Annotated in this window: 23 protein-coding genes; 12 read left to right on the plus strand and 11 right to left on the minus strand. The window is 46.2% G+C overall.

Going from position 1 to position 25,971, the window contains the following annotated elements:
* Positions 1 to 3 precede the first annotated feature (3 nt).
* Both J4N42_RS20405 and J4N42_RS20410 read left to right on the plus strand, forming a co-directional pair.
* On the plus strand, positions 4 to 348 hold the full coding sequence (locus J4N42_RS20405; protein WP_252031735.1) for a hypothetical protein: 345 nt from the start codon (positions 4 to 6) through the stop codon (positions 346 to 348).
* Positions 338 to 1,573 (plus strand): putative bifunctional diguanylate cyclase/phosphodiesterase, encoded by a 1,236-nt coding sequence (locus J4N42_RS20410; protein WP_252034114.1) that lies wholly within the window; start codon positions 338 to 340, stop codon positions 1,571 to 1,573. The genes J4N42_RS20405 and J4N42_RS20410 overlap by 11 nt, the downstream gene beginning before the upstream one ends.
* Before the next feature lie 46 nt (positions 1,574 to 1,619).
* Here the strand turns inward: J4N42_RS20410 and J4N42_RS20415 are convergent, their stop codons facing one another.
* A complete protein-coding gene (locus J4N42_RS20415; RefSeq protein ID WP_252031737.1) occupies positions 1,620 to 1,952 on the minus strand; it encodes a 4a-hydroxytetrahydrobiopterin dehydratase in 333 nt (110 codons plus the stop codon).
* Positions 1,945 to 2,736 (minus strand): phenylalanine 4-monooxygenase, encoded by a 792-nt coding sequence (gene phhA / locus J4N42_RS20420; protein ID WP_252031739.1) that lies wholly within the window; start codon positions 2,734 to 2,736, stop codon positions 1,945 to 1,947. The genes J4N42_RS20415 and phhA overlap by 8 nt, the downstream gene beginning before the upstream one ends.
* Positions 2,737 to 2,961: 225 nt before the next feature.
* Between phhA and J4N42_RS20425 the strand changes: the two genes are divergently transcribed.
* Positions 2,962 to 4,935: an acetoacetate--CoA ligase gene (locus tag J4N42_RS20425; protein WP_252031741.1), complete on the plus strand. Its 1,974-nt coding sequence runs from the start codon at positions 2,962 to 2,964 to the stop codon at positions 4,933 to 4,935.
* A gap of 112 nt (positions 4,936 to 5,047) precedes the next feature.
* Here J4N42_RS20425 and J4N42_RS20430 read toward each other — a convergent pair whose 3' ends face one another.
* Entirely contained in the window at positions 5,048 to 5,629 is a 582-nt protein-coding gene (locus J4N42_RS20430; protein ID WP_252034115.1) for a class I SAM-dependent DNA methyltransferase, read from the minus strand.
* Positions 5,630 to 5,782: 153 nt separating this feature from the next.
* On the opposite strand from J4N42_RS20430, the gene J4N42_RS20435 reads away from it, so the two are divergent.
* Entirely contained in the window at positions 5,783 to 6,661 is an 879-nt protein-coding gene (locus J4N42_RS20435; protein WP_252031744.1) for a LysR family transcriptional regulator, read from the plus strand.
* Positions 6,662 to 6,868: 207 nt separating this feature from the next.
* Complete coding sequence (locus tag J4N42_RS20440) at positions 6,869 to 7,768, plus strand: cation diffusion facilitator family transporter (RefSeq protein WP_252031747.1); 900 nt, start codon at positions 6,869 to 6,871, stop codon at positions 7,766 to 7,768.
* 83 nt (positions 7,769 to 7,851) lie between these two features.
* On the opposite strand, the gene rarD is transcribed toward J4N42_RS20440, so the two are convergent.
* Together rarD and yddG are read right to left on the minus strand one after the other, a co-directional pair.
* Positions 7,852 to 8,760, minus strand: a complete 909-nt coding sequence (gene rarD, locus J4N42_RS20445; protein WP_252031750.1) for an EamA family transporter RarD — start codon at positions 8,758 to 8,760, stop codon at positions 7,852 to 7,854.
* 86 nt (positions 8,761 to 8,846) lie between these two features.
* Positions 8,847 to 9,767, minus strand: a complete 921-nt coding sequence (yddG, locus tag J4N42_RS20450; protein WP_252031753.1) for an aromatic amino acid DMT transporter YddG — start codon at positions 9,765 to 9,767, stop codon at positions 8,847 to 8,849.
* Positions 9,768 to 9,902: 135 nt separating this feature from the next.
* Here yddG and J4N42_RS20455 point away from each other — a divergent pair, with 135 nt between their 5' ends.
* Positions 9,903 to 10,502 carry a cold shock domain-containing protein gene (locus J4N42_RS20455; RefSeq protein WP_252031756.1) on the plus strand — a complete coding sequence of 200 codons (600 nt, stop codon included), beginning with the start codon at positions 9,903 to 9,905 and terminating at the stop codon, positions 10,500 to 10,502.
* Between the two features lie 39 nt (positions 10,503 to 10,541).
* On the opposite strand, the gene J4N42_RS20460 is transcribed toward J4N42_RS20455, so the two are convergent.
* The 3 genes from J4N42_RS20460 to J4N42_RS20470 form a co-directional block, all read right to left on the minus strand.
* Positions 10,542 to 11,543: a S1 family peptidase gene (locus tag J4N42_RS20460; RefSeq protein WP_252031758.1), complete on the minus strand. Its 1,002-nt coding sequence runs from the start codon at positions 11,541 to 11,543 to the stop codon at positions 10,542 to 10,544.
* A gap of 102 nt (positions 11,544 to 11,645) precedes the next feature.
* Positions 11,646 to 12,779 (minus strand): glycine cleavage system aminomethyltransferase GcvT, encoded by a 1,134-nt coding sequence (gene gcvT / locus J4N42_RS20465; RefSeq protein ID WP_252031761.1) that lies wholly within the window; start codon positions 12,777 to 12,779, stop codon positions 11,646 to 11,648.
* A gap of 354 nt (positions 12,780 to 13,133) precedes the next feature.
* Complete coding sequence (locus J4N42_RS20470) at positions 13,134 to 13,757, minus strand: helix-turn-helix domain-containing protein (protein WP_252031763.1); 624 nt, start codon at positions 13,755 to 13,757, stop codon at positions 13,134 to 13,136.
* A 430-nt stretch (positions 13,758 to 14,187) separates the two neighbouring features.
* On the opposite strand from J4N42_RS20470, the gene J4N42_RS20475 reads away from it, so the two are divergent.
* The 3 genes from J4N42_RS20475 to gcvP all read left to right on the plus strand — a co-directional run bounded on the left by J4N42_RS20475 (position 14,188) and on the right by gcvP (position 18,947).
* Positions 14,188 to 15,483 carry a serine hydroxymethyltransferase gene (locus tag J4N42_RS20475; RefSeq protein ID WP_252031765.1) on the plus strand — a complete coding sequence of 432 codons (1,296 nt, stop codon included), beginning with the start codon at positions 14,188 to 14,190 and terminating at the stop codon, positions 15,481 to 15,483.
* 49 nt (positions 15,484 to 15,532) lie between these two features.
* Entirely contained in the window at positions 15,533 to 15,913 is a 381-nt protein-coding gene (gene gcvH, locus J4N42_RS20480) for a glycine cleavage system protein GcvH (protein WP_252031766.1), read from the plus strand.
* A 154-nt stretch (positions 15,914 to 16,067) separates the two neighbouring features.
* Positions 16,068 to 18,947 carry an aminomethyl-transferring glycine dehydrogenase gene (gene gcvP, locus J4N42_RS20485; protein WP_252031768.1) on the plus strand — a complete coding sequence of 960 codons (2,880 nt, stop codon included), beginning with the start codon at positions 16,068 to 16,070 and terminating at the stop codon, positions 18,945 to 18,947.
* A 53-nt stretch (positions 18,948 to 19,000) separates the two neighbouring features.
* Here gcvP and J4N42_RS20490 read toward each other — a convergent pair whose 3' ends face one another.
* The 3 genes from J4N42_RS20490 to J4N42_RS20500 form a co-directional block, all read right to left on the minus strand.
* Entirely contained in the window at positions 19,001 to 19,609 is a 609-nt protein-coding gene (locus J4N42_RS20490) for a class I SAM-dependent methyltransferase (protein WP_252031770.1), read from the minus strand.
* Between the two features lie 79 nt (positions 19,610 to 19,688).
* Positions 19,689 to 20,765, minus strand: coding sequence for a threonine aldolase family protein (locus J4N42_RS20495; protein WP_252031771.1), 1,077 nt, complete (start codon positions 20,763 to 20,765; stop codon positions 19,689 to 19,691).
* A gap of 104 nt (positions 20,766 to 20,869) precedes the next feature.
* Positions 20,870 to 21,220 carry a hypothetical protein gene (locus J4N42_RS20500; protein ID WP_252031773.1) on the minus strand — a complete coding sequence of 117 codons (351 nt, stop codon included), beginning with the start codon at positions 21,218 to 21,220 and terminating at the stop codon, positions 20,870 to 20,872.
* A gap of 247 nt (positions 21,221 to 21,467) precedes the next feature.
* Between J4N42_RS20500 and J4N42_RS20505 the strand changes: the two genes are divergently transcribed.
* From J4N42_RS20505 to J4N42_RS20515, 3 genes are all read left to right on the plus strand, one after another.
* Positions 21,468 to 23,288: an ABC transporter ATP-binding protein/permease gene (locus J4N42_RS20505; RefSeq protein ID WP_252031774.1), complete on the plus strand. Its 1,821-nt coding sequence runs from the start codon at positions 21,468 to 21,470 to the stop codon at positions 23,286 to 23,288.
* A 230-nt stretch (positions 23,289 to 23,518) separates the two neighbouring features.
* Positions 23,519 to 24,247, plus strand: coding sequence for a GntR family transcriptional regulator (locus J4N42_RS20510; protein WP_252031776.1), 729 nt, complete (start codon positions 23,519 to 23,521; stop codon positions 24,245 to 24,247).
* A gap of 298 nt (positions 24,248 to 24,545) precedes the next feature.
* Positions 24,546 to 25,925 carry a PTS transporter subunit EIIC gene (locus J4N42_RS20515; RefSeq protein WP_252031778.1) on the plus strand — a complete coding sequence of 460 codons (1,380 nt, stop codon included), beginning with the start codon at positions 24,546 to 24,548 and terminating at the stop codon, positions 25,923 to 25,925.
* Positions 25,926 to 25,971: the final 46 nt, after the last annotated feature.

Below are 25,971 nucleotides of genomic sequence, written 5' to 3' on the forward strand. Positions count from 1 at the left end.
TCTATGTCAAAACTCGCACCGATTCCACTACTCAATCAACAATGGTGGTTCGAGATTTCCATGGTAGACCGTTCTGGATCCATTGTTCTTTACGGTGGCTCAGCGGTGTTTTTAGTACTGTTACTCACCGTTGTTGCCTCACTGGCAGAAAATTTTTACCGAACCCGCTTACAAGTTTCAGATCAAGTCATTCAAGAAAAAACCCACACGCTAGCGCTTCAAGCACTGCAAGATAACCTGACGGGTATGTACAACCGACAAGCTCTCAATAACGAAGTCGATCAACGCCTGACTCAGCTGCGCACAGACCCAAATCAGAGGCTTTTCGATTCTATTTATCGACCTTGATCGTTTTAAACTCATCAACGATTCAATGGGACACCTGCTTGGTGATGAAGTGCTGATTCAAGTAGCTCAGCGTCTTAGCAATAACTGCCGCAATGGCGATCTGTGCTTTCGATTTGGCGGCGATGAATTTGTGATTTGTTTACCAGAACAAATCGATTCCCAAGCACTTAGCCAAATTAGCCACCGCTATGCTTCAGTATTATCCCAGCCATACTTGGTTCAAGATCAGCGTTGCCATATCGGAGCGAGTATTGGTATCTCTGTGGTGACAGACCACCAGCAGAATCTAGCAAGCATATTGCGTGAAGCCGATACCGCGATGTACCACGCCAAGAACTCGACTCAAGACAAGGTGATGTTTTTCCACGATGGGATGTTTAAACGAGCAAAACAAAGATTCGAACTAGAGCAAGACCTAGCCGTTGCCATCGACCTCAACCAACTCAGTATTGTCTATCAGCCCATTTACGCTACCGATACGGATCGGGTCACTGGCTTTGAAGCCTTACTTAGATGGAATCATCCAGAAAAGGGCATGATCTCTCCAGACGAGTTCATTCCTATGGCTGAAGAAACCGGACTTATCATTAAAGTGGGCGACTGGGTGTTAAAAAAGACCTGCCAAACCTTAAATAAGCTTTGGAAAAGCAATCAGCTAGAGCTGCTACCACGCTTTAATATTAACGTGTCGGCCAAGCAGTTTGAATCAGAGCATATCTACCACAGCTTACTCACCATGTTAGATCAGTATGACTTCCCGGCTCGTTTCATTGGTATTGAAATCACCGAATCTTTACTGCTCAGCCACGCAGAATCCAGTCGGCAAGTACTCGACAAGATTAAAGCGCTAGGCTGCGTAATCTACTTAGATGATTTTGGAACCGGTTACTCTTCACTTTCAGTACTCAACGATTATCCTGTTGACGTGGTCAAAGTTGATCGAAGCTTTGTTCAAGGGATCGCGAGAGGCCACAGCACCGCCGATAACTTATGTAAAGCCATCATCGATATGTCTCACACCATCGACATGGCGGTCGTCGCAGAAGGGGTTGAAAGCCATGAACAACTTGCTCAGTTAGCAGAGTATGGCTGTAACTATGTGCAAGGGTATTTAAAGTCTAAGCCGGTCTCCGCTTGTCAGTTGCTGCCTGTTATTCACGGCGCTCATAGCCGCCAGCCCGTTCAGTGTAAGCAGCAGCCGAAAGCCAAAAAACAAATAGCCTGAGCATCGTGCTCAGGCTATTGGCTGTTATACGCTATAGGCTACTCAATCACTCGACAACGGAGTCACATTTGGCTGCGCAGATAAAATCATTCTTGTGCAGCCCCTTGATGGAATGGCTCCACCACGTAACCGTCACTTTCCCCCACTCCAATAGAATCGAAGGGTGATGAAACTCTTCCTCGGCAATCTCGGAAACTTTATTGGCAAACGACCAAGCCTGTAGGTAGTTCTTGAATTTATACTCTTTTTCCAATTGAGGAATACCCTCTCTGTCTAGCAACTGCCAACCATCCAGTTCTAGCAACAAGCGTTGGCGCTCTTCAAGAGTTAAAGCTACTGCATCAATACTGCAAGCTTCGCAGCGTAGTTCATCAAGCATGTGTCATTTCCTTTGGTTCAAATAGAGGGGGAAGAAGTTCCAGTTCCATGGCTTGTGCCACCTGTTCCATTAAATCTAGCTCACTGAGCTGATAGAGAGACTTAATATCGTGAATTTTGTAGTAAACCGGCTGCATGATATCAATCCGATAAGGCGTCCTTAATACCGTTTGAATATCAAAGCGGTGACGAAGAGGATCTTGGCTGTCTAAGGCATACAGCGTCTCTCCTGGAGAAGAAAGAATACCGCCACCATAGATTTTAGTGCTGCCAGACTCTTCGACTAAACCAAACTCCACCGTAAACCAGTACAATCGAGCGAGGTACACGCGTTGCTTGGCGTCGGCTTGCATGCCTAACTTACCATACACGTGGGTGAAATGAGCGAAGTCTGGGTTGGTCAGCATTGCACAGTGACCAAACACCTCGTGAAAAAAATCCGGTTCTTGTAAGTATTCAAATTCCTCTCGGCTGCGTAAAAACGTTGCTACAGGAAAGCGCTTATTCGCCAGCAGTTCAAAGAACTTGTCGAAGCTTATCAATGCCGCAACGGGTTCTACCTGCCAACCTGTTTTCTCCACTAAAACCTGATTAATTTCCGGTAACTGTGGAACACGATCTGTGGGCAAATTCAGCATGGCTAACCCGTCAGAATACGCTTTGCATGCGCGCTCTTTTACCAGCGGCAATTGACGAGTGATCAGGTCATGCCAGATACTGTCTTCTTCGCTGCTCCACTCGACAAATCCTTTGTCATTCACGGGCTTGGACTTATAGTGTGTCACCGCCTTTCTCCTTTCTTGCGTTCACATATTAAGCCTATCGCCTGCCAATATCGCTGCCAATTCCCTGCGCTACATTTAAAGATACAAACCCGTAACAAATAATTTACATTTGACAGTTTTTTGCTTATTTTTCAGGGATATGATTATTGGCGAATGTTTGACACCTACCGGAAAACCAACAAGACTTAATATCGAGCACATTGGACGTACAGTAACGAGGAAACCATGCCAAACTCATCCCCTCTTTGGACCCCATGCACGGAACGCATTGAGGGTTCAAACTTGTATCAATTCATGCAGCACATCAACATGCAAGGTGAAGCACTCGACAACTACCAAGACCTGCACGCGTGGTCGGTCGTTGAGAAAAAACGCTTCTGGATGGAAATCTGGCAATATTGCGATGTGATTGGCTATCGCGGGGATTGTATCCATGGCGAAGGCGTTGCTAAGTGGGGAGAATTCCAGCCAAGCCGCGACACGATCTGGTTTCCTCAAGCGCAACTCAACTACGCTGAAAACCTACTCTCATATGCCTTTCAACAACCTGAAGGTATCGCGGTATGGTTTAAGAATGAACGTGGTCAGAGCCGAAAACTAACCTGGCAAGAATTGTGTGACCAAGTTTCTGTCGTCCAGCAATGGCTAAAACAAAACGGTGTAGAAAAAGGTGATGTCGTCGCTGGTTATCTACCTTACCTACCGGAAACCTTGGTTGCGATGCTCGCCACCACCAGCTTAGGTGCAATCTGGACTTCCACCTCACCAGACTTTGGTGTGGAAAGTGTGATTGAGCGCTTTGGGCAAGTACAGCCAAAGATCTTGTTCTGCTGCAACGGCTATACGTTTAATGGCAAAACGTTCTCAATGATTGAGAAGAACACCGCCATTGTCGATGCAATCGACAGCATCACCAATACCTGCCAAATCGAATACCTTCATACCGCCGAAAATAATTCCACTTCCAATGAGTACTTCTCCGACTGGAAAGCGGTTTTAGCCAGTTACTTACCAAGAGGCCTGCGTTATGAACGCGTAGCGTTTAACGATCCACTGTTTGTCTTGTATTCGTCTGGCACGACCGGTAAGCCGAAATGCATTGTGCACTCCGTGGGAGGCACCACACTCAACCATATTAAAGAGCATCAACTACACTGCGATATTCAGCCCGAAGATCGCGTGTTCTATTACACCACCTGCGGTTGGATGATGTGGAACTGGCATGTCTCTGCGCTTGCTAGTGGCGCAACCTTAGTGATTTATGATGGTAACCCAATGCACCCAATGCCAAGTACATTGTGGGAACTGGCTGAAGAAGCCAAAGTGACTTTGTTCGGCACTTCGGCCAAATACTTAGAAGCATTGCAAAAACAAGAATTTAACCCTAGCTATTACTATCCGCTCAGCCATTTAAAAACGCTTTGCTCAACGGGCTCGGTACTTTATCCAGAACAATTTGATTACGTCTACGCCAATATCAACGCCGATGTCCACTTAGCCTCAATTTCCGGAGGTACCGACATCTGTGGGTGCTTTGTATTGGGCAACCCAATTTCACCCGTGTACCGTGGTGAGTGCCAAGCCGCCGCTTTAGGAATGGACGTTGCAGTGCTTAATGAGCAGGGAGAAGCTATTACCGAGCAACGTGGTGAACTGGTTTGCAGAAACAGTTTCCCCAACCAACCCATTGGTTTTTGGCACGACAACGGCGAGCGTTACCACAATGCGTATTGGTCAAAGTACGCCAATATTTGGCACCACGGTGATGATGTGGAGCTATCAAAGTGGCAGGGAATGCGCTTCTTTGGTCGCAGTGATACCACACTTAACCCTGGTGGGATTCGTATTGGTACAGGAGAGATTTATCAGCAGGTCAATAAGATAAGTGGCATTCTCGATTCAATTGCCGTCGGCCAACGTTGGGAGAATGACGAACGCATTGTGCTACTTGTGCAGCTTGAACCCAATCAACAACTCGACGAAACACTAGTCAGCGCCATTCGTAGCCAATTACGCAGCCAATGTTCACCGCGGCACGTGCCGGCTTTAGTCCACGCAATCAGTGACATCCCTAGAACGAAATCAGGGAAGTTAGTTGAGTTAGCGGTTAAGCAAGTCATTCATGGAGAAGAGGTCAAAAACAAAGGGGCAATTGCAAACCCACAGGTGCTAGACGAAATTGCCGCCTTGTTCCGTTAATCTCTCAGTTAAATAGGCTGAAAGCGACAACGAAGCAATGTAAGAAACAGATGATACAAAAACAAAAAAGCCGCTGAATACAGCGGCTTTTCAAATTCTTTTAAATCACGAGTTACTTGCGTCCAACACCCATGACAACTTTTTTAGTACCGGAGTTGGTCGCGATTTCAAACGGTACGCTAATTGATACTTCTGAGAACCCTACACTCGATAGCACTTGGTTGACTCGTGCTTCAGTAAAACCGACCTGATCGCCCTCACCTTCTGCTAACCAATCCCAATGAACAAACACACCGCCGTCATCAAGAATCGAGTAGATAACATCTACCGTGTCGGAAAAGTTTGGTAGAAAACCGCAGACAGAAGAAGCAACAACGACATCAAATTGGCCCCTGAAAGCCGGGTGCTGTGCCACTAAACCGCGGGAAAGCATATCCACAACAGGTTCTACGTTATCGAGCTCTTTTTTGTCGAGCTGTTCAATCATGGCTTCCGAACCATCAAGAGCAACGATATCCTTCGCCAGTGGTGAAAGCTTCTGACACAACAAGCCTGTGCCACAACCAAAATCCAAAACATGCTTGCCTTTTAGGTCCACAAGCTCTGAAAGACAATCAAATACATGCTGCGCATAAATAGAGGTCGCTTGGTCTTGTTCCCAATTTTCCGCGTACTCATCCCATTCGTTCGCCATCATGATCTCCCTATAACATCTTCATTCGGCATCTGCCCACAAGAGTAAACCAAAACAGGGGCTTGTGGGTAGTCTTATATCCCTTTCTCACGATACCAGACAAATAAAGAAAAATTGGTTATGATTCAACGAGTCAACTTTTTAGAGCACCTTATGAACCTGTCCCAAATCGAAGCTTTTTGCACTGTCGCTGACACTGGCTCCGTTTCAGAAGCCGCAAGGCAACTTGAATGTAACCGCACAAAGCTCAGTATGGCGATTAAGGCGCTAGAAAAAGAACTCGATACGCAACTCTTTGTTCGCAGTGGAAATAACGTTACGCTGTCTGAAGCAGGTAAAGCCATTTACAAAGATTGCGAGAACCTTTTGGTCACCTCTTCGCGCATTAAGCAGACCTGTGCTCAAGTCTCCGGTGAATTTAACGCCGAGATCTGGATTGCACGCGATGATTCTCTTCCTGATGACATGTGGCAAGACTTGGCTCATACCATGAACAATCAGTTCCCTGCAACCTCGTTCAACATTGTCCTCGCTTCCAGTGGCGATCTTGCCAATTTAGTCGAAACCCATCAGGTCGACTTCGCGTTTGGTGTCGATTACGAGCGCATCGACGACCCACGTATTACCTACCAGCCGTTGGGTAAAATACGTATGATGTCTGTATGTAAAAGCGATCATGCTTTGAGCAAACTGCGCCGGGTAAATGACGAGGAACTGCGGAACTCGATGCAAGCGGTCATGGTTTATCTCAATGAAAAAGATAACCCCGAACTTCAGCCTTTCTCGCTTCGCTACATTGGCTTTTCCAGCTTCGATTACATGCTCAGCACCATTCTGACTGAAAATGCTTGGGGTGTATTGCCTGAGCCTTTGATTCGTCACCACCTGAGAAAACAGGAGCTTGCCGTCATCAAGCACACCTATGGGCTAACCCAAGAAGACTATTGTATGTTCACCTCTGCAGGTATGGCTGAGCACCCTGGCATGAGCTGGCTTGCCGACAAACTCAGTGACTACCTGTTCGATTTCTAGCCAGCTGTAAGTATATTTTTTCATTGACACTTTGATTAACAATCAGCCACTGTCAATATTAATGACACCAAAAGAATCCATAAGTGATTGTTATTTAATAAATTATCAAAACTCACTTCTATACCCACCGTTTACCGAACAGATAAACATTGTAAATTCTCACCCTGTGGCAAAGAATGAAATTGTGTTTTTACTCGGTATGATTTTATGTGTGACAGGACAAGCTTAAACGAAAAACGAATTCTTACTTTCTCAGCCCTTTTAGCATCAGGGTTTGCGGGAGGTGGTCTCGTTCTAGGCTGGCTTGTTGGCTCACTGGTAATCATGTTCGATGGCGTTTACTCGCTGGTTAGCTTACTGCTAACTTTATTGTCACTGGGTGTTTCACGCTACATTCAGACGCCTTCTCAATCCCAATTCCCTATGGGCAAAGCCGTACTCGAGCCGGTGGTTATCGCCATCAAAGGTAGTGTAATTTTGGCTGTGGTCAGCTTCTCTCTCTACTCTGCACTAATTGCGATGTTTAACGGAGGCCGCGAAGTCGACGCTTCTATCGCAACCCTATTCGGTGTGGTTAATGTACTCGGCTGTGGCTACGCATGGTGGTTCATTGCACGGAAAAGTAAACGCTTCAGCTCTGGTTTGATCGTTGCGGAATCAAAGCAGTGGCAAATGGATACTTTATTGAGTGTCGCTGTAACGGCTGGTTTTGTGGTCGCATGGTTGATTACATTCTCACCATGGGCAGCTTACGCGGTGTACGCCGATCCTATGATGATGTTGCTAATGTCTTTCTACTTCATCAAAGTACCATTCGAAATGCTACGTGACGCTGTGAAAGAACTTCTCATGATGGCACCAAGCAAAGAGATCTGTAAAACCGTCGATCAAGGTGTTGCTGCGGTAGACAAAGAAACCGATTTGGATATCGACATTGAATTAGCAGGTGTCACCAAAGTCGGTAATGAGCTAAGAGTGAATATCGATGTGTATGCAAATAGCTCCAATGTACAAGTAGCAGAGCTCGAAACTACTCGCTCGGCGTTGAAGAACAAACTGTCTAAACTGCCACTCGATTTACAGCTTACAATGAACATCGCGAGGTAGTGTTCGCCTGATAAAATAAAAAAGCCCGAGTTTATTCGGGCTTTTTTATTTAACGTGTGCTCTATTAAAACTGCGCTCGCGACTTATCGCGGCGTGACATCCGCTCTACGTTTTCGGCTCAGTAATACTGATTCCGCTAGCGTTACCGCAAGGCCAATCCATATTAAACCAAAGCTGACCGCTTTCACTTCATCGAATATTTCACCGAATAGTGCAACTGCCAAAATAAACTGTAGGCTTGGCTCTATATACTGCATTAAGCCAACCATTGTCATAGACGTGTAACGCACGGCATAGGAATAGAACACCAGTGGTAACAAAGTCACTGGAGCAGCGCCTAAGTACAGAAGTAACTCCGCTGTGCCAACACTCAACGCTTCACTGCCTACAGTGACATGCTTGCAGGCAATATAAGCAATTGCGAACGGAGCAACGAGGAGCGATTCCATCAGCAAGCTGGTATATGAATCAAACTTGATGTGCTTTTTACACAGGCCGTACAGGGCGAAAAAAGTCGCCATAACCAGAGCCACAATAGGCAGCTCCCCATATTGCCAGACCTGATAACTAAGTCCAACCACAGCAAGCGCTACCCCTATTCGCTTGCCAATACTGAGTGTCTCCTTCATGAACACCACACCCAGTGCGATCATCACTAACGGCCCAATGAAGAAGCCTAAGCTCGCTTCCATTACTCGCCCGTTGGTGAGTGCCCAGGTAAATGCATACCAAGAAATACTCATTAAACAAGAACCCACAAAGGCATAACCGAGCGAAGCTTTATCTGCCCATATCGCTTGCCAGTCGGGCCATTTTCTACGTATACAAAGAATAATCAGCAGGCATACCGGCACCGACGCGATAATGCGCAGCGCTAGCAGCTCATCCATCGCAGCGTTAGGAAGAAATTGGTAATACAGCGGCATAATGCCCCATAGCGCAAACGCAATGGCTGCCATGATATTGCCGAAAGCAATCGGGCTGACTGACATCTTAGATTCTCAAATGTGGGATTTTTCGCGATTGTACGCAAAAACCTTGTTATGTAAATAGTTTTATAACGCGTAAAAGCTCACCGCTATTTTTCGGCGGTAACTTGTTCTAACACTTTGCTGTTGCGGGATTTTTCTCGGGTACACCACCAGCAAATAAGAGAACCAATTGTCACCATAGCGACCCCTTGCCAAAACGGTAGACTCAACGAAATCCCTAAAATGATGGAAGAAAAGACGGTAGAAAAAACGGGGGTAAAATATGAAAGTGTTGCTAGAAGAACCATATTGCCGCGCAAAATAGCCACGTTCCACAAGGCGTAACCACTGCCCATTACGATGCCTGTTAATAACAGCGTCAATGTGCTTTCTAGGGTAAACGTCATCTCTCGTTCGCTGCTTAGCGCATACTGAATCCAAAGCGTGGAAGCCGTGGCAATAAAAAACAGCACAATGGCATTCTGGCCTTTGGCTAAAACCTTAGTGACATTGCAATATATCGCCCAAATGAACGCACCGATAAACGCCATGCTGTAGACCGCTGGATTGGTCGCAACATTATTCATCAGTTGCTCAAGCGATAAGCCCGAATCGCCTGTAATGGTCCAAGCAACGCCCACCAGCGCTAACAATATGCTCGGGTACACCAACCAATGTGTTGGTTTTTTGCTAGCGATAACAGCAATCAGTACGGTAAGCGCCGGCCAGAGGTAATTGATCACGGCCATTTCTAAGGCTTGATGTCGATCATTCGCCATTCCAAGCGCCAGCGCCAAGCAGATCTCGTAGCTCACAAACAAAGCCCCGCCGACAAGCAAATAGCGTGGAGTAAACTCGCTTAACTTCGGCTTGCCCATGACAAGCACAAGGAATAGTGACGCGACGGTGTACACCAGCGCAGCACCTCCAATCGCTCCAAAGCTTTCAGCGACACTACGAGCTAAACCGATAAGACAGCTCCAAAGGAAAATCGCGGCGATACCGCAGAGTGTATTTTTATTGACCACGCTGACCTTCTAAATTGTTCTTATTGGTGTACCGATATCTTTACTACAAAAATCCTCAATATAAAACGAGTTTCGATAGTTTATCTATAATCAATTCATAACATTCACATCTCTATCTCGCTAGAGCAACGCTTAATGAGCATAAAAGGAACGATCACCGAAAAATACTTAGATAAAGGCTACGGGTACATTACCCCAGCCAAAGGCTCTCTGCGGATTCGATTTGAGTTTTCAGATATAAAAGGCAGCAAAGAACAACTCGAACTCAATGAAGAAGTGATTTTCGTTATCGCCAAGGACGACAAAGGCCATAGTCAAGCGGTTGAGATAGAACGCCTAAGGCATTTTCATATTTCGTTGATTGTCGCTATTTGGTTCGCTTTCGCGTTGGCAGGCTGCGTATGGTATTTCAACTACCCCTCTCAGGTACTCGTTTATTATTCAGTGCTCAACAGCCTAGTATTGTTAGTATGCTGGCTAGATAAACGGGCGATTCAGAAAGAAAAACCTACCACCAGCGACAGCAGCTACCTATTTCTTTCCTTTCTTGGTGGTTGGGTGAGTGCGATCTTGTTCCATCACATATGGCGCTTGAAGAAAAAAAGTGTCGTCTACAAATTGTTGTTTTTTATCGTTGTTTCAATTCAGATCATCATCGTTGGCTGGACCCTCACTCCCAGAGGCGAAGCGTGGCTAGTCGCATTTATCGAAACACTTCCACCTCTGTCATTATGATCAAAAAAGGCGAGCTTTCACTCACCTTCTCGATATAACTTATTGAGCAAATCGCCTTAGCAGTGGCAATAGGATTAACGTTAGCCAACCTATCGAACCGCCGCCAGAAGAGCTGGTACTTGTTCCACTTGTCCCTAAATAACTGTTGCGCTTCGCATCTGTTGCAACGTAATTGGCGGTTTCATTGCCAGCCAACACACTATCAATCCAACTTTGGTAGTCATAAATCTCAGTGAAAACTGAAGTCACGTCTGCGTTCGTCGTACCGTTGCCACACGTTGTTGGGCCAAAACTGGTAATACCAACTTGTACCCATTCGCCGCTGTTGTTCCAGTAGACAGGGCCGCCTGAATCCCCTTGGCAGGTACTGTTGTCTAGGCCACTAAAGATACTAAAGTCACCAGAAAAACACAGCTGGTTATCTGTCACATTGTAATCACTTTGGCAGCTCGCTGTGGAGACATAAGTCAGCGTGGTATATAAAAGTTCAGTGCTGGTATCAACATTCGTTCGAGTATTACCATGACCTACCGCGTGAAAGGTATTAGCCGCATTTTGGTACGTCTCGTTGGATGGGCGGTTCACGACGTCATTCACTGTATCGATATTCATTGCCGATGACAGCTTAATGATCGCAATATCGTTTGCCCATAGATCATTACTAGAGTCTGAATAACTCGGGTGGTAGTAAAACTCACTCGCCATAATGCGTTGAATATTGCCATCTGGATAATCAGATTCATCTTGAAGCTGAGGGACTATGGCAGTAAACAGCACCGTTTCTTCACTCAAATTACCCTCACCATCAAAAATACAGTGAGCGGCGGTTAATACATGCTGAGCATCGAGAATCGTCGCGCCACAATAAGGAGCAACAGAATACACACCATCGTAGTCGATGCGATCATAAACCAAGCTAGCAAAAGAAGGGTAAGTCGATACAGAGGCACTTGAGCCATTGACGATATAAGGGCTAATATCTGCGGCAATAGAGGGAGCGCTGACGGAGCAGGCCGCAATAAGTAAGGCTTTTTTGTTCATAATGGATTCCTTTCTCTAGAACGCCTATCGTACCGTTTGAAAGAATGATAGGAAACAATAATACATTGTCTCCTATCATTGATCACATTATGTAATTATAACTTAACCGCGGTAGTAACGCTGAGGAACAAACGGCATTTTTTCTACTGTCATTGGTAGCTGTTTACCACGCACTTCAGCGAATAGCTCAGTACCAATAGCAGCCAAGTCAGCACGTACATACGCCATCGAAACTGGCTTACCTGCGTTCGGGCCTGCTGTACCACTCGTAACAACACCTACTTTGTTACCTTCCGCATCGAATAGCTCTGCACCTTCACGTACTGGCGCTTTAGTTTGACCAACTAAACCAACACGCTTACGAGACACATCTTTTGTTTCAATCTGGGTAAGGATGATATCTGCACCAGGGAAACCTCCCGCACGCTCACCACCATTACGACGAATTTTTTGAATGCCCCATAGTAAGCTTGCTTCTACTGGCGTTGTTGTCGTGTCTAGATCGTGACCATATAAACACAGACCACACTCTAAGCGCAGTGAATCACGAGCACCCAGACCAATCCACTCTACTTCTTCTTCAGCGGTTAGTTTACGCGCTAACGCTTCTGCGTGAGTTGCTGGTACTGAGATTTCGTAGCCATCTTCACCTGTGTAACCACTACGGCTTACGATGCACTCTACACCGTCAACTTCTAGTGTTTTCACATCCATGAAGATCATATCAGCAACTGCTGGCTGAAGGCGTGCAAGTACTTGTGATGCTTTAGGGCCTTGAAGCGCTAGCAACGCACGATCTTCAATGATTTCTAACTCTACGCCTTCTGGAAGATGTGCTTGTAGGTGAGTAATGTCCTGATCTTTACAAGCTGCGTTTACAACAACAAATAGGTGGTCACCTAGATTCGCCACCATTAGGTCATCCATAATGCCGCCTTGCTCGTTAGTAAAGAAAGCATAGCGTTGGTTACCTGATGGAAGATCGATAATATCGACAGGAACAAGCGTTTCTAGGAATGCAGCTGCGCCTTCACCGTGTAAACGAAGTTGGCCCATGTGTGACACATCAAAAAGACCAGCAGCATCACGAGTGTGTAGATGCTCTTTCTTAACACCCAAAGGGTATTGCACTGGCATATCATAACCTGCGAACGGTACCATTTTTGCGCCTACTTCTACGTGTAGTGCGTGTAATGGGGTTTTCAGTAGTTCTTGGCTCACGTTTTCTTGAGTCATTTTCTTCTCCATTGGGCCGACTCATAGATTCGGCTGGCAGCTTACTTATGGGTAAGTCGTTTTAAAGCGCACGTGAATATTGTTCATTCAATACACAACCGTACTAAAGACCTACCTGTGAATTTTCCATACTGGAAACTGTGTTTCCTATAATAAACAAGCTTGCGCTTCTTTTTCACTATTAACAAGATTCAAACAGCTCAAAATGTGACATTTAACAAGCCGATTACAATCTAAAAGCTAAAAGAAAAGCGCCGACTTGATGTATTTAGCATCAAATCGGCGCTCGTTTATTCATGTTAGCAACAAAAGCAAACGTTTGCTTTCACTATAAGAAATTTCAAAAATTTGTTTCTATTTCGCTGTTACCCATAAAATGTGCGCATCTTCTTCGCTGGTCGACACCAACATATGCCCCATATTGGCATCGTAATACACACTATCACCCTCGCTCATCGCAACCGGTTCATAGAATTCTGAGTAGAACAAAACATCGCCAGAAAGAATCAGCAAAAACTCTTCACCATCATGGCGAACCCAGTCGTTGTACTCTTCAAAATTGCGCGCGTGAACACGACTTTTAAACGGCATCATTTTCTTATTGGAAAGTTGAGTCGCCAATAATTCGTGCTCGTAAGTTGGCGTAGGGTGCGGTTTTCCTTGCCCTGATCTAGAAATATCGCGGCGGCCTGTCGCCACTTTTTTTCTAGGCGGCTCAAAGAGTTGCGGCATATCTATCTGCAAACCAACCGCTAATTTCTGCATCGCTTGGAAAGTTGGAGAGATCTGTTCGTTCTCTATTTTACTTAGAGTAGAACGCGCTAATCCTGTGCGTTGGCTCGCCTCTTCTAGAGTCAGCCCCATCTTGGCTCGCAGGTCTTTAATTCGTTGGCCAAGCTTTAGCGGTTCGATGTTCTGATCCGTTGACTCTTTCGCCAACGTTAAGGATGGGTACTCGTCGTAGATGTCTTCAGACATACATGTCCCTCTTTTAATTTTCTACTTCCTGTTTATGAATTTCATTGTTGCATGAAGCGACTTGTTGATTAAAGACCACACACCAAAATAAAGCGTGCTCTCGGTAACAGAAATGGAAACTAGGTTTCCTATAGGAAATTTTTGATTGATTGTTCGTTACTCAGGGGGTATGTTATCGACTTGTTAGATGAAGAGATGCTATTGCTGGTTTGACTAACTGCTTAAATTAACCTTTGGTCAGGCCTGTTTTTACCAATGTCGTTCATTATGTGTTCCAAGGTTGAACAGATAATTGATGGAATTGGTATTACCCATATTTAGGGACATATTCGCCCTGCTTTGAAAGAACTTTTGAAGCAGTAATAAACGAAAGACCTAGCGAGCAACAACAAGAAAGCCAGCTTGCTACGAAATTGGAAGGTCATCTACCATGAACAAAGCATATCAAAACCATAGCTTAGATAGTTTTTTCACCACCAACCTTGCTGCTACAGATGACGCTGTATTCGCTGGAATCCAAGCGGAAAACGCACGTCAAAACGAACAAATCGAATTAATCGCTTCTGAGAACATCGTTTCTAAAGCGGTTATGCAAGCCCAAGGCACTTGCCTAACGAACAAATACGCAGAAGGCTACCCAGGCCGTCGCTACTACGGTGGTTGTGAACACGTAGATACCGTTGAAGCAATTGCTATCGAGCGTGCTAAAAAGCTATTTGACTGCGAATTTGCTAACGTACAGCCTCACTCTGGCGCTCAGGCAAACGGCGCAGTAAAACTGGCACTTCTTCAGCCAGGTGACACAATTCTTGGTATGTCTTTGGACGCAGGTGGCCACCTAACGCACGGTGCTCGCCCAGCGCTTTCTGGCAAATGGTTTAATGCCGTTCAATATGGTGTAGACCGCGATACTCTCGAAATCGACTACGATGCAGTTCTAGAGCTTGCTAAAGAGCACCAACCTAAAATGATCATTGCAGGTGGTAGTGCAATTCCTCGTACTATCGATTTTGCTAAGTTCCGTGCGATTGCAGATGAAGTTGGTGCAATCCTAATGGTTGATATGGCGCACATTGCTGGCCTTATCGCGACAGGTGCTCACCCTAGCCCACTTCCACACGCACACGTTGTTACTACAACAACACACAAAACACTTCGTGGCCCTCGCGGCGGTATGATTCTGACTAACCATGAAGACATCATCAAAAAGATCAACTCAGCAGTATTCCCAGGCCTACAAGGTGGCCCACTGATGCACGTTATCGCAGCAAAAGCCGTGGCTTTTGGTGAAGCATTGGGACCTGAGTTTAAGACTTATATTGATTCAGTGATCAATAACGCAAAAGTTCTGGCTGAAGTGTTGCAAACTCGCGGTTGTGACATTGTGACTGGCGGAACTGACACGCACCTAATGCTAGTTGACCTTCGCCCTAAAGGCCTGAAAGGTAACAAGGCAGAAGAAGCGCTAGAGCGTGCAGGGATCACATGTAACAAAAATGGCATCCCATTTGACACAGAGAAACCTATGATTACATCGGGTATCCGTTTGGGTACGCCAGCAGGAACCAGCCGTGGTTTCGGCAGTGAAGAATTCAAACTCATCGGTGAGTGGATTGGCGATGTACTAGACGGGCTAGTTGAAAGCCCAGAAGGTAATCCAGAAGTAGAGCAACGCGTTCGCAAACAAGTGAAAGAGCTTTGCAACCGCTTCCCACTTTACCAATAAACAATTTATTGAAAGTTAAAACCTTAAAGTTATTTTTGGAGATTAAGCAATGGATAACACACTGAAGTTTGCAGACAGCCACGAGTGGGTAAAAGACAACGGTGACGGTACTGTAACTATCGGTATTTCTGAGCATGCGCAAGAAATGCTAGGCGACGTAGTGTTCGTTGACCTACCAGAAGTTGAAGACGAAGTTGAAGCAGGCGAAAGCTTTTCTTTAGTAGAGTCTGTAAAAGCAGCGTCTGACATCTACGCTCCTGTAACTGGTGAAATCGTTGAAATCAACGAAGAACTAGAAGACAGCCCAGAGCTAATCAACGAAGAGCCATACGAAGGTGGTTGGATCGTTAAAGTGAAACTTTCTGACGCTGATGAGCTAAACAACTTAAAAGACGCAGAAGAATACCTAAACTCAATCGAAGACGAGTAATTAGGACGTAAATTAAGCTGCTCAGCTATTCTTAATAGTGAGCAGCTTTTTTTTAAGGTTCACTTCAGGATGTCCTCAACGCACTACCTGAAACCGTTTCAAACCATAACCACACTATGGCTGATACGAGAATCTTAGCGAGAAGGTAAAAGAAATGACTGAATTACTTCACAGCCCTCTACTAGCTGAGCTGGGCACCAAAAACGAATTCGTTGCACGCCACAACGGTCCAAACAAAGCCGATCAACAGAAAATGCTTGAAGCGATCAACGCAACAAGCTTAGAAGCACTGATCGACGAAACCGTTCCATCACAAATTCGCCTAGAGCAGCCAATGACATTGGCCGAGCCAAAAAGCGAAGTCGACATGCTTGCTGCAATGCGCGAGTTTGCCGATCAAAACCAAGTAAAACGCACATTCATCGGCCAAGGTTACTACAATACCTACACGCCACACGTGATCCTGCGTAACGTATTAGAAAACCCAGGTTGGTACACAGCATACACGCCATACCAGCCTGAGATTTCACAAGGCCGCCTAGAAGCGCTACTGAACTACCAGCAAATGGTTATGGACCTAACTGGTATGGAAATCGCGAACGCTTCTCTACTTGACGAAGCAACAGCAGCAGCTGAAGCGATGACGCTATGTAAACGCGCAGGTAAGAGCAAGAGCAAAGTCTTCTTCGTTGCCGACGATGTACACCCGCAGACGCTAGAAGTTGTAAAAACTCGCGCTGAGTACATCGGCTTTGAAGTGATGGTTGGTGCTTTAGAAACGCTACCAGAGCAAGACGTGTTCGGCGCACTGGTTCAGTACCCAGGCACAACAGGTGAAGTTCGTGACCTAACCGACATCATCGTAAAAGCTCAAGCTAACAAAACACTTGTTGCTGTAGCGGCAGACCTACTTTCTTGCGCACTGCTTAAGCCAGCTGGCGAAATGGGCGCAGACGTAGTAATCGGTAGTGCTCAGCGTTTCGGCGTACCTATGGGTTACGGCGGTCCGCACGCAGCATTCATGGCAACAAGCGACAAACACAAGCGTACTATGCCAGGTCGTGTGATCGGTGTATCTATCGATACTCACGGTAACCAAGCACTTCGTATGGCTATGCAAACTCGTGAGCAGCACATCCGCCGCGAGAAAGCGACATCAAACATCTGTACAGCTCAGGCTCTACTGGCCAACATGGCTTCTTTCTTCGCCGTTTACCACGGTGCAGAAGGCCTACGTACTATTGCACGTCGCACGCACCACATGACAGCAATTCTAGCCGCTGGCCTAACTAAATCTGGCTACGAGCTAGCGCACAACAGCTTCTTCGACACCATCACCATCAATACTGGTGACAAAACAGAAGAACTTTACGCAAAAGCACAAGCTGCTGATATCAACCTACGTAAACTACCAAGCCAAATTGGTATCAGTTTCGATGAAACAACGACAACAGGTGATGTAGAAGCGCTATTTGCCATCTTCAACGTAGAAGAGAGCGTTGCACAGCTTTCAACCGAAATTGCAGGCAACGAGTTTGCAGCGATTCCAGAAAACTGTCGTCGTGAGTCTAAGTACCTAACTCACCCTGTTTTCAATACGCACCACAGCGAAACGCAAATGATGCGTTACCTGAAGCAGCTAGAAAATAAAGACTTCTCTCTAACGCACGGCATGATCCCACTGGGCAGTTGTACGATGAAGCTAAACGCTGCAGCAGAAATGATCCCAGTAACATGGCCAGAATTCGGTTCAATTCACCCATTCGCGCCATTAGAGCAAGCAGCCGGCTATACAGCACTTGCTAAAGATCTTAAAGAGAAGCTTTGTGAAATCACAGGCTACGACGACTTCTCACTACAGCCAAACTCTGGCGCATCGGGTGAGTATGCTGGTCTAATCGCGATTCAGCGTTACCACGCAAGCCGTGGCGAAGGCCATCGTAACGTATGTTTGATCCCAAGCTCTGCTCACGGTACTAACCCTGCTACAGCATCAATGGTTTCAATGAAAGTTGTTGTGGTGAAATGTGATGACGATGGCAACATCGACATGGCGGATCTAGAAGCGAAGATCGAGAAGCACAAAGACAACCTATCAAGCATCATGATCACTTACCCATCGACGCACGGCGTTTACGAAGAGCAAGTGAAAGAAGTATGTGAAATGGTTCATGCGGCTGGCGGTCAGGTTTACCTAGACGGTGCAAACATGAACGCACAGGTTGGTCTAACGTCTCCAGGCTTCATCGGTTCAGACGTTTCTCACCTAAACCTACACAAAACATTCTGTATTCCACACGGTGGTGGCGGTCCTGGTATGGGCCCTATTGGTGTGAAATCACACCTAGCACCATTCCTACCTGGTCACATCGAAAACGGTGTTCAAGGTAGCGATTACGCAGTATCTGCGGCAGATCTTGGTAGCGCATCAATCCTACCAATTTCTTGGGCTTACATTGCAATGATGGGCGAACCTGGCCTAACTGAAGCAACGAAAGTAGCAATCCTAAACGCGAACTACGTAATGGAAATGCTTCGCCCTCACTACCCTGTTCTATACCGTGGTAACAACGGTCGTGTGGCACACGAATGTATTATCGACATTCGCCCACTGAAAGAAGAAACAGGCATCAGCGAAGAAGACATTGCGAAGCGTCTAATGGACTATGGTTTCCACGCGCCAACTATGTCGTTCCCTGTTGCTGGCACACTAATGGTAGAGCCAACTGAGTCAGAAGACTTAGAAGAGCTAGACCGTTTCTGTGAAGCAATGATCGCGATCCGCCACGAAATGACAGCAGTGAAAGAAGGCGCTTGGCCACTAGACAACAACCCTCTTGTGAATGCGCCACACACGCAAGTAGACCTGTCTAGCGAAGAATGGGATCGCCCGTACCCACGTGAGCTAGGTTGTTTCCCAACAGCAGCAACTAAGCTTTCTAAGTACTGGCCAACAGTCAACCGTGTAGACAACGTATACGGTGACCGTAACCTAATCTGCTCGTGCCCAAGCATCGATAACTACGAAGATTAATATGTAGTATCCGCTTAAATAAAAAGGCGAACCGTATGGTTCGCCTTTTTTAATCACTTCCTCAACACAATTGTAAAATCGTCGTCGGCGTAGCCATCGATCAATTCCACGTTTTCACACAGCGTTTTACAGTACAAATAAACCCCCTGCTTATTGTAGCCAGTGACAAGGTTTTGTTTAGGGAAAGTAGCTGAGTCTAGTAGGTTGAAGATAACAGCCTCACCTGCCATGTTATACATGTGGGCTATCATGCTTGTGAGGTATTCAGAGTCGCGGCTTTTGTAGTTTAGTGATCCACACGCAACCACAATATCCACGTTGTCATGAAAAAACTTACTAAGATCGGCACAGGCAAAACGACAAATATCCAGCTTGTCGCTTAACCTTTGTTTTGCTGATTTCAAAAACTGCCTTTGCTGATCCACACCGGTATATTTGGCTAACTGATCCCGCTCGGATAGGAAATCGAAAAGCTCGCCGTAGCCGCACCCAAGATCAACAACATGCTTGCCATTAAAATCAGCGGCACCTCGAATGACATCAAATCGCACCTGCTGGGCGTGTTCACTAGACCAGCCTTGAATCTTAGTTAAGTTACCAGACCACGTTTTAATGCGGTTACGGTGGTATAGATAGACTTTAAACCGATCAAATAGATGCACGGTTACACCCTAACGAATTATTGAGAAACACAAGCTAAGGGGGAGTATTGCGAAGCGCTTCCACCCCAAGCCTCCAGCCCTACTTAAAGCCGTGAAGCAGCTCAGTGAAAAACGACCTCAGCTCATCGTCCTCAATGTCCAACAAATTGTCTCCCACATACCACTCAATCACTGATTGATTCGGATGCGCAGTTACTTGTGGGTTGCCCAGCCAAATACCTTTTTCCGTCGCAAAGGTGCGCTGCAGTTCCACCGCTTCTTCATAGCTAAACGGAAGAATCAGGTGCAGCATATTGGATTGGGGCTTGGTTGGATTAGCCGCCAGTTCTGGAAACTCGCTAATGAGGTCGTAAATCTGTTTTGTGCGCTCAAAGAGCTTAGGCAGTTTCGCGAGCTTTTCATCAAACTGCATCGCAGCAGATACGATGTAAGGCGTACGATGATAAAGGTTTCCACCTTGACGTTTCATCCAAATCGAGGCGAGCTCAATAAACGCTTTCGAGCCCAACAGCATGGAGCCACCAAGGCCATTAACCCCCTTATAAAGCGAAACGTAAGTGGTATCAAAACCTTTTGCGATTTGGCTGTAATCTTTCTGATAATAAGCCGCAGCTTCCCATAAACGGGCGCCATCCATATGGAGATGGATACCCTTTTCAGAGCAGTAATTCTTTATTTTTTCCAGTTCATCCCATGAAGGCAATTGCCCGCCGATTTCACGCATCGGCAACTCGTAGAGAACGGCTGCGATTTCATCAGGCCATGCTTTTAGATCATTGAGTTTCCAAGTTTGGAATGCGTTCCCGATTGGCAAAATATTGAAGCGGTTTTGAAGTTGATAGCCTTGCCTTTCGTGAACATAGATGTGGCTCGATGGGTGCATGGCAACAACGGGATTACGCTTTTGTTTAGTCACTAACTCCAGCACCGTAGGCTGCGTCATCGTTCCTGAAACAACAAAAAGGCCGGCTTCATATCCCAGTAAGTCGGCCACTTTTTGCTCGAAAGCTTGGATGGTTTCGCCCTCACCATAAACATCATGGCTAACGTCATTGTCTTCACACCACTGCGCCATTTTTTTGAAGTGCTCCGCTGGAGAATCTTCTTTGTTGCCAGGTAGATGTGTGTGACATAGCTGTTTTAGATGAGCGCTCATAATTCCGTCCTTAGATTCAAAGTCTCCACAATGTAGCGTGTTAGAAAAGATGCGTAAACCGTGATATTACCGCTAATTGGTGACCTTGGTGCGAAGAGTAAGAGCTATGTTCTCGAACCCGCAAAAATACCGAAGCTAAGTACATTGAGCGTATCGGTCACGCTTTCTATCGCTCCCAATACTTGCCTAGTCGGTTCGTTTTCTAGCAGTACTCGCCCATCGATACTTTTTGGTTTTGGTTCTTGCTCAACCAGCTTCTGCTCAACGACTTCTTGTTGATCCGCGTCTTGCTCTGTCATTTCTTGCTCAGTCACTTGTTCTTCAACAACTTCTTCTTCAACCGTTTGAGGCGCTTGGATAATCACTTCTTCGGGCTCAGACACTGCGCTCGTTGAAGAACAACCAATTAAAGAAGCCGCTAGACCAAATAAAGCAAAAGAATATCTGTACATCATTAGAAACCAGAAAAATATAAAACACTGTTCGATTTTATACTACATTCCATCCAGCGGCTACTACTCACTTCCTTATCATAGTGATTGATTTCAAAACGACTGACTTCTGTTCATCTTTATTTCTCGATCCCCTTACGCGCTTTTGCATAAGGAAATATTGGAAACTCTGTTTCCTATGCTGCACTAGTGGGCAATAAATGCTTTAATAACTTCAATTATAAGGTGACAAGCAATCTAAGGCCATCATATGCAAAACGATGTCTCTTCTACGCTCAGCGCTCAACAGCAAGGTTCCGGCGACTCAAACGCCAAGCCCGAGAAAAAAAGCCTCGGCATTCTGTTAGAGCTTTTCAAATTCATTAAGCCATATAAAGGCCGCGTAGTGGCTGCTCTGTTTGCATTGGTCTTTACCGCCAGCTTAACCTTATCGGTTGGCCACGGTATTCGTCTGCTTATCGACGAAGGCTTTAGCCAGCAATCCCTATCAGATCTAGGCAGCGCGATTCAATTTATCATGCTGGTCACTGTGCTGATTTCAATAGGTACTTTCTTTCGCTTCTACTTGGTTTCTTCTGTTGGCGAACGCGTCAGCGCCGATATTCGCTTATCGGTGTTCAACCATATCGTCACGCTGCACCCAAGCTACTTTGAAACCAATGGTAGTGGCGACATCATGTCTCGCATCACCACCGATACCACCTTGCTTCAAAGCATCATTGGTTCATCATTTTCTATGGCGATGCGCAGCGCACTTATGTGTGCGGGTGCAATCATTATGCTTTTTGCGACCAATATTAAGCTCACTTTAATTGTGCTCGCCTCCGTGCCGTTTATCTTAATTCCAATCTTGGTATTTGGACGCCGCGTTAGAGCGTTATCTCGCCAAAGCCAAGATTCCATGTCGGACGTCGGTTCTTATGCTGGCGAAGCCATTGAGCACATCAAAACGGTACAAAGTTATAGCCGAGAACCCCAAGAAAAAGCATCATTCGCCCTTGAAGTAGAAAAGGCGTATGAAATTGGCCGCCAGCGAGTAAAACAACGTGCGATTCTTATCTCCGGAGTAATTATCATCGTATTCAGTGCCATTGCTGGCATGCTCTGGGTGGGTGGCAGCGATGTGATCAACGGCACTATGTCTGCTGGTGACTTGGGGGCGTTTGTTTTCTACGCGATTATGGTTGCTTCCTCACTCGGTACAATTTCTGAAGTCATGGGCGAGCTACAACGTGCAGCAGGCGCAACCGAACGCTTGGTCGAGATCCTCCAAGTGGAAAGCCATATCATTGCCCCAGTAGAAAACCCAACGTCTTTAGAAAACCTAACGCCAGAAGTCGCGTTCAATGAAGTGACTTTCTGCTACCCATCGCGGCCAGATCAACCAGCAACGCGCAACCTGACACTCACCGCACATGAAGGAAAAGTGTTAGCGCTAGTTGGCCCTTCTGGCGCAGGTAAAACCACCCTATTCGAACTGCTGCAACGTTTCTATGACCCACAAGAAGGGAAAGTAACGTTAGGTGGTATCGAGCTTAATCAGTTCGATCCGAATGAACTAAGAAAACAGATGGCCCTTGTTCCCCAGCAGCCAGCGTTGTTCAGTAACGATGTGTTTCATAACATTCGCTACGGGAACCCAGATGCAACGGATGAACAAGTTATCGAGGCCGCAAAAAAGGCGCACGCTCATGAGTTCATTCAAAGCCTACCAGATGGGTATAACAGCTTTCTTGGTGAACGCGGCGTAAGACTTTCTGGTGGCCAACGCCAACGCATCGCCATAGCACGTGCCATATTAAAAGACCCTAATATCCTACTCTTAGACGAAGCCACCAGCGCGTTAGACAGTGAAAGCGAACACCACGTGCAGCAAGCACTGGAAGAGCTGATGCGCGGCAGAACAACGATTATCATTGCCCACCGCTTATCAACCATCAAGCACGCCGACCAAATCGCCGTGCTCGACCAAGGCCAATTGGTCGACGTCGGCGACCACCAATCGCTAATCAATAGCTGCGAACTTTACCAACGCTTGGTTGAGCTTCAGTTTAAACATCTAAGAGATTAGTACTGCGTTATCAGAAAAGGCGAACCATGAGGTTCGCCTTTTGTTTTATGTCTTCTCTTTGGTGTAGCCATCCATATAGCTCGGGATACGGGCCATGTGTAATTGCGCCAACTGGGCTCCATACCGATATATCTCCCGTGGCTTATCGCACATGATTTCATTACAATAAGATCTTCAGCGCTCTGTTTTTAGAGCACTTTTCGCTAGGGAGCGATTGCTTACACACCATTATGACTGAGCTATTCGACCAAAAAAATCTCCAGCCCTTGTATGTACAAGTTGCCGAAAAAATTAAGCAAGAGATAGACAAAGGCACCTACCCTGCAGGGAGTAAGCTGCCTTCTGAAAATCAATTGGTGGAAGTGCTTGAAGTTAGCCGTGTCACGGTGCGCAAAGCGCTGCAGCAACTGACTGAACTTGGCTACATCTTCTCCGAAAAAGGCAAAGGCAGCTTTGTAAAACCCAACAAACTGAGGCACGACTTTCTATCTATGTCTGGCTTTGCCAAAGAAGCGGCAGGGTCTGGTTTAGAGGCGCAAAACATTGTGGATGACTTTCAGGTTATGCCAGCGTCGGATCTTGTGGCGGAAAAGCTGAACATTCAACAAGGTGAACCTGTGAATTTCGCGCGCCGATTGCGCTTAATCGAAGATCAGGTGGTGTCCTATGAAGAATTTTACATTCCTCGTGTTCTACTACCGAATCTGACTAAAGAAGACCTAGAAGGCTCTAAATTTGAGTACTTAAACCGCCATGGAATTGAGATGGTTAAAACCCAACAAAAGCTCATTCCTTCCCTGCCCGATACCGATGCTCAACGCCTGTTAGCGGCCGATAAGCTAGAGCCCATATTAATTAACCAATCGCAGAACTTCTGTGAAGAACGGCAGGTCTACGAATACTCCATCGTGTATTACAAATCGAGCTTGTATGACTTTGAAATCACCGCTCGAATCTAATTGAACACTTAATAGCCCACAAATGTGGGCTATTTTTTTATTTATCGACAGTGATATATCCAGCGATTTCAAAAAGCAGGATTCGTAGCATAGTGACGGGTGTTCGGGGTGAATGACGCAACGGAACAACCAGCTCTTTCCAAAAAAGTAAGCAACCTTATGCATTTTTGAACAATAACAAGTGTGACGAATGACAAAAAATGGAAAGGAAAAATACAACCTGTATCTAACTTGTATTATCGTAAATACAAGTTAAATACAGGTTGATATTTCTTTGCACTCTTAGGAGACGAAATTTATGGCGCGAGATGCGAACGTTGTAGCGAATACCGTTATGGCCTTACTCGGTGGAGAGGCGAACATCGCTCAGCTTAATCATTGTGCAACACGGCTGCGTGTTGTCGCCAAGGACGATACGAAAGTAGACGCTGAAGGACTCAGTGCAACAGAAGGAGTGCACGGTTACTTCTTTCAAAACGGCCAGCACCAAGTGATCTTGGGTACAGGCTTCGTCGGCAAAGTGTTCGCTATCATGAAAGGCAATAACCCAACCGAAGAAACGGCTCAGCCTGAAGAGAAAAAAGACAAAGTCAGCACGTTCCAAGCAGTCACTCGCACATTCTCTGATATTTTCGTCGCAATCATCCCAGCGTTAGTCGCAACTGGTTTGCTAATGGGCTTACGTGGCCTGCTAGTTAATGGGTTTGGTGTTGAGCTTTCACCTCAACTAAACATCTTGTCTCAGGTTCTGACCGACACCGCCTTTATCTTCATTCCAGTATTGGTCACATGGTCGGCCATGCGTGTGTTTGGCGGTAATCCTGTTCTCGGTATCGTGCTTGGTTTGATGCTCGTAGCACCGCAACTCGCCAGCAAATGGGACGTCGCATTTGGTAACGCTGAAGCGTTGATGATTCCGTTTATGGGCTTTGATATTGCCGTCACTGGCTTGCAAAGCTCAATTCTTCCAGCGGTGTTTATGGGTTGGTTTGCCGCGATGGTTGAGCGCACCTCTCGCAAATACGTTCCAGAGGTATTGGATCTTATCCTTACCCCATTCATCACTCTGTTGGTGTCGCTAATTGCAGGTTTAGTGTTCGTTGGCCCGATTCTTCTTGGCGTAGAAAAACTGATCACTGAAGCCGTCCTATACTTCTTGCAGATTCCATACGGCATTGGCGGCCTAATTTACGGTGGCGCAATCCAATTTATGGCCGTAACCGGTATGCACCACACCATCGTGCCAATCACTATAGCGATGGTGACAGACACAGGTTTCGACTTCATCAACCCACTAGGCACGGCAGCAATCGCTGGTCAGTTTGGTGCAGCGATGGCTGTAGTGACTATGCAAACCAATAAAGTCAAACGTTCAGGCATGTTTGGAGCCACGCTTCCCGCGCTATTTGGTATCACAGAGCCAGCCATGTTTGCGGTGACGCTACCACGCGTTAAACCATTCCTATACGGCTGCGTGGGCGGTGCGATTGGTGGCTGTATCGGCGCTATTGCGGGCATTGGCTCAGCAGGTACAGGCGCAACTATGCTGCCGGGCATCCTACTTTATCTTGGTGGTGGCTTAGGTATGTACATTGTTGTCATGCTGATTGGCGCAATTACCGCGTTTGCTCTTACCAAGCTGTTCTACAAAGAACCAGAAACGCTAGCTAGCAAGTAATCAGAACCTAACTCATTCCTTTTTATACTGTTTTTTGATGGGAGAG

The sequence above is a fragment of the Vibrio sp. SCSIO 43135 genome (genome assembly GCF_023716665.1).
Taxonomy (GTDB): Bacteria; Pseudomonadota; Gammaproteobacteria; order Enterobacterales; family Vibrionaceae; genus Vibrio; species Vibrio paucivorans.

Excerpts from the sequence above, each read along its gene's own strand:
- J4N42_RS20405 (WP_252031735.1), top strand. The coding sequence starts at position 4 with ATGTCAAAACTCGCACCGATTCCACTACTCAATCAACAATGGTGGTTC.
- J4N42_RS20415 (WP_252031737.1), bottom strand. The coding sequence starts at position 1,952 with ATGCTTGATGAACTACGCTGCGAAGCTTGCAGTATTGATGCAGTAGCT.
- J4N42_RS20425 (WP_252031741.1), top strand. The coding sequence starts at position 2,962 with ATGCCAAACTCATCCCCTCTTTGGACCCCATGCACGGAACGCATTGAG.
- J4N42_RS20430 (WP_252034115.1), bottom strand. The coding sequence starts at position 5,629 with ATGGCGAACGAATGGGATGAGTACGCGGAAAATTGGGAACAAGACCAA.
- J4N42_RS20435 (WP_252031744.1), top strand. The coding sequence starts at position 5,783 with ATGAACCTGTCCCAAATCGAAGCTTTTTGCACTGTCGCTGACACTGGC.
- J4N42_RS20440 (WP_252031747.1), top strand. The coding sequence starts at position 6,869 with ATGTGTGACAGGACAAGCTTAAACGAAAAACGAATTCTTACTTTCTCA.
- rarD (WP_252031750.1), bottom strand. The coding sequence starts at position 8,760 with ATGTCAGTCAGCCCGATTGCTTTCGGCAATATCATGGCAGCCATTGCG.
- J4N42_RS20455 (WP_252031756.1), top strand. The coding sequence starts at position 9,903 with ATGAGCATAAAAGGAACGATCACCGAAAAATACTTAGATAAAGGCTAC.
- J4N42_RS20460 (WP_252031758.1), bottom strand. The coding sequence starts at position 11,543 with ATGAACAAAAAAGCCTTACTTATTGCGGCCTGCTCCGTCAGCGCTCCC.
- gcvT (WP_252031761.1), bottom strand. The coding sequence starts at position 12,779 with ATGACTCAAGAAAACGTGAGCCAAGAACTACTGAAAACCCCATTACAC.
- J4N42_RS20470 (WP_252031763.1), bottom strand. The coding sequence starts at position 13,757 with ATGTCTGAAGACATCTACGACGAGTACCCATCCTTAACGTTGGCGAAA.
- J4N42_RS20475 (WP_252031765.1), top strand. The coding sequence starts at position 14,188 with ATGAACAAAGCATATCAAAACCATAGCTTAGATAGTTTTTTCACCACC.
- gcvH (WP_252031766.1), top strand. The coding sequence starts at position 15,533 with ATGGATAACACACTGAAGTTTGCAGACAGCCACGAGTGGGTAAAAGAC.
- gcvP (WP_252031768.1), top strand. The coding sequence starts at position 16,068 with ATGACTGAATTACTTCACAGCCCTCTACTAGCTGAGCTGGGCACCAAA.
- J4N42_RS20495 (WP_252031771.1), bottom strand. The coding sequence starts at position 20,765 with ATGAGCGCTCATCTAAAACAGCTATGTCACACACATCTACCTGGCAAC.
- J4N42_RS20500 (WP_252031773.1), bottom strand. The coding sequence starts at position 21,220 with ATGATGTACAGATATTCTTTTGCTTTATTTGGTCTAGCGGCTTCTTTA.
- J4N42_RS20505 (WP_252031774.1), top strand. The coding sequence starts at position 21,468 with ATGCAAAACGATGTCTCTTCTACGCTCAGCGCTCAACAGCAAGGTTCC.
- J4N42_RS20510 (WP_252031776.1), top strand. The coding sequence starts at position 23,519 with ATGACTGAGCTATTCGACCAAAAAAATCTCCAGCCCTTGTATGTACAA.
- J4N42_RS20515 (WP_252031778.1), top strand. The coding sequence starts at position 24,546 with ATGGCGCGAGATGCGAACGTTGTAGCGAATACCGTTATGGCCTTACTC.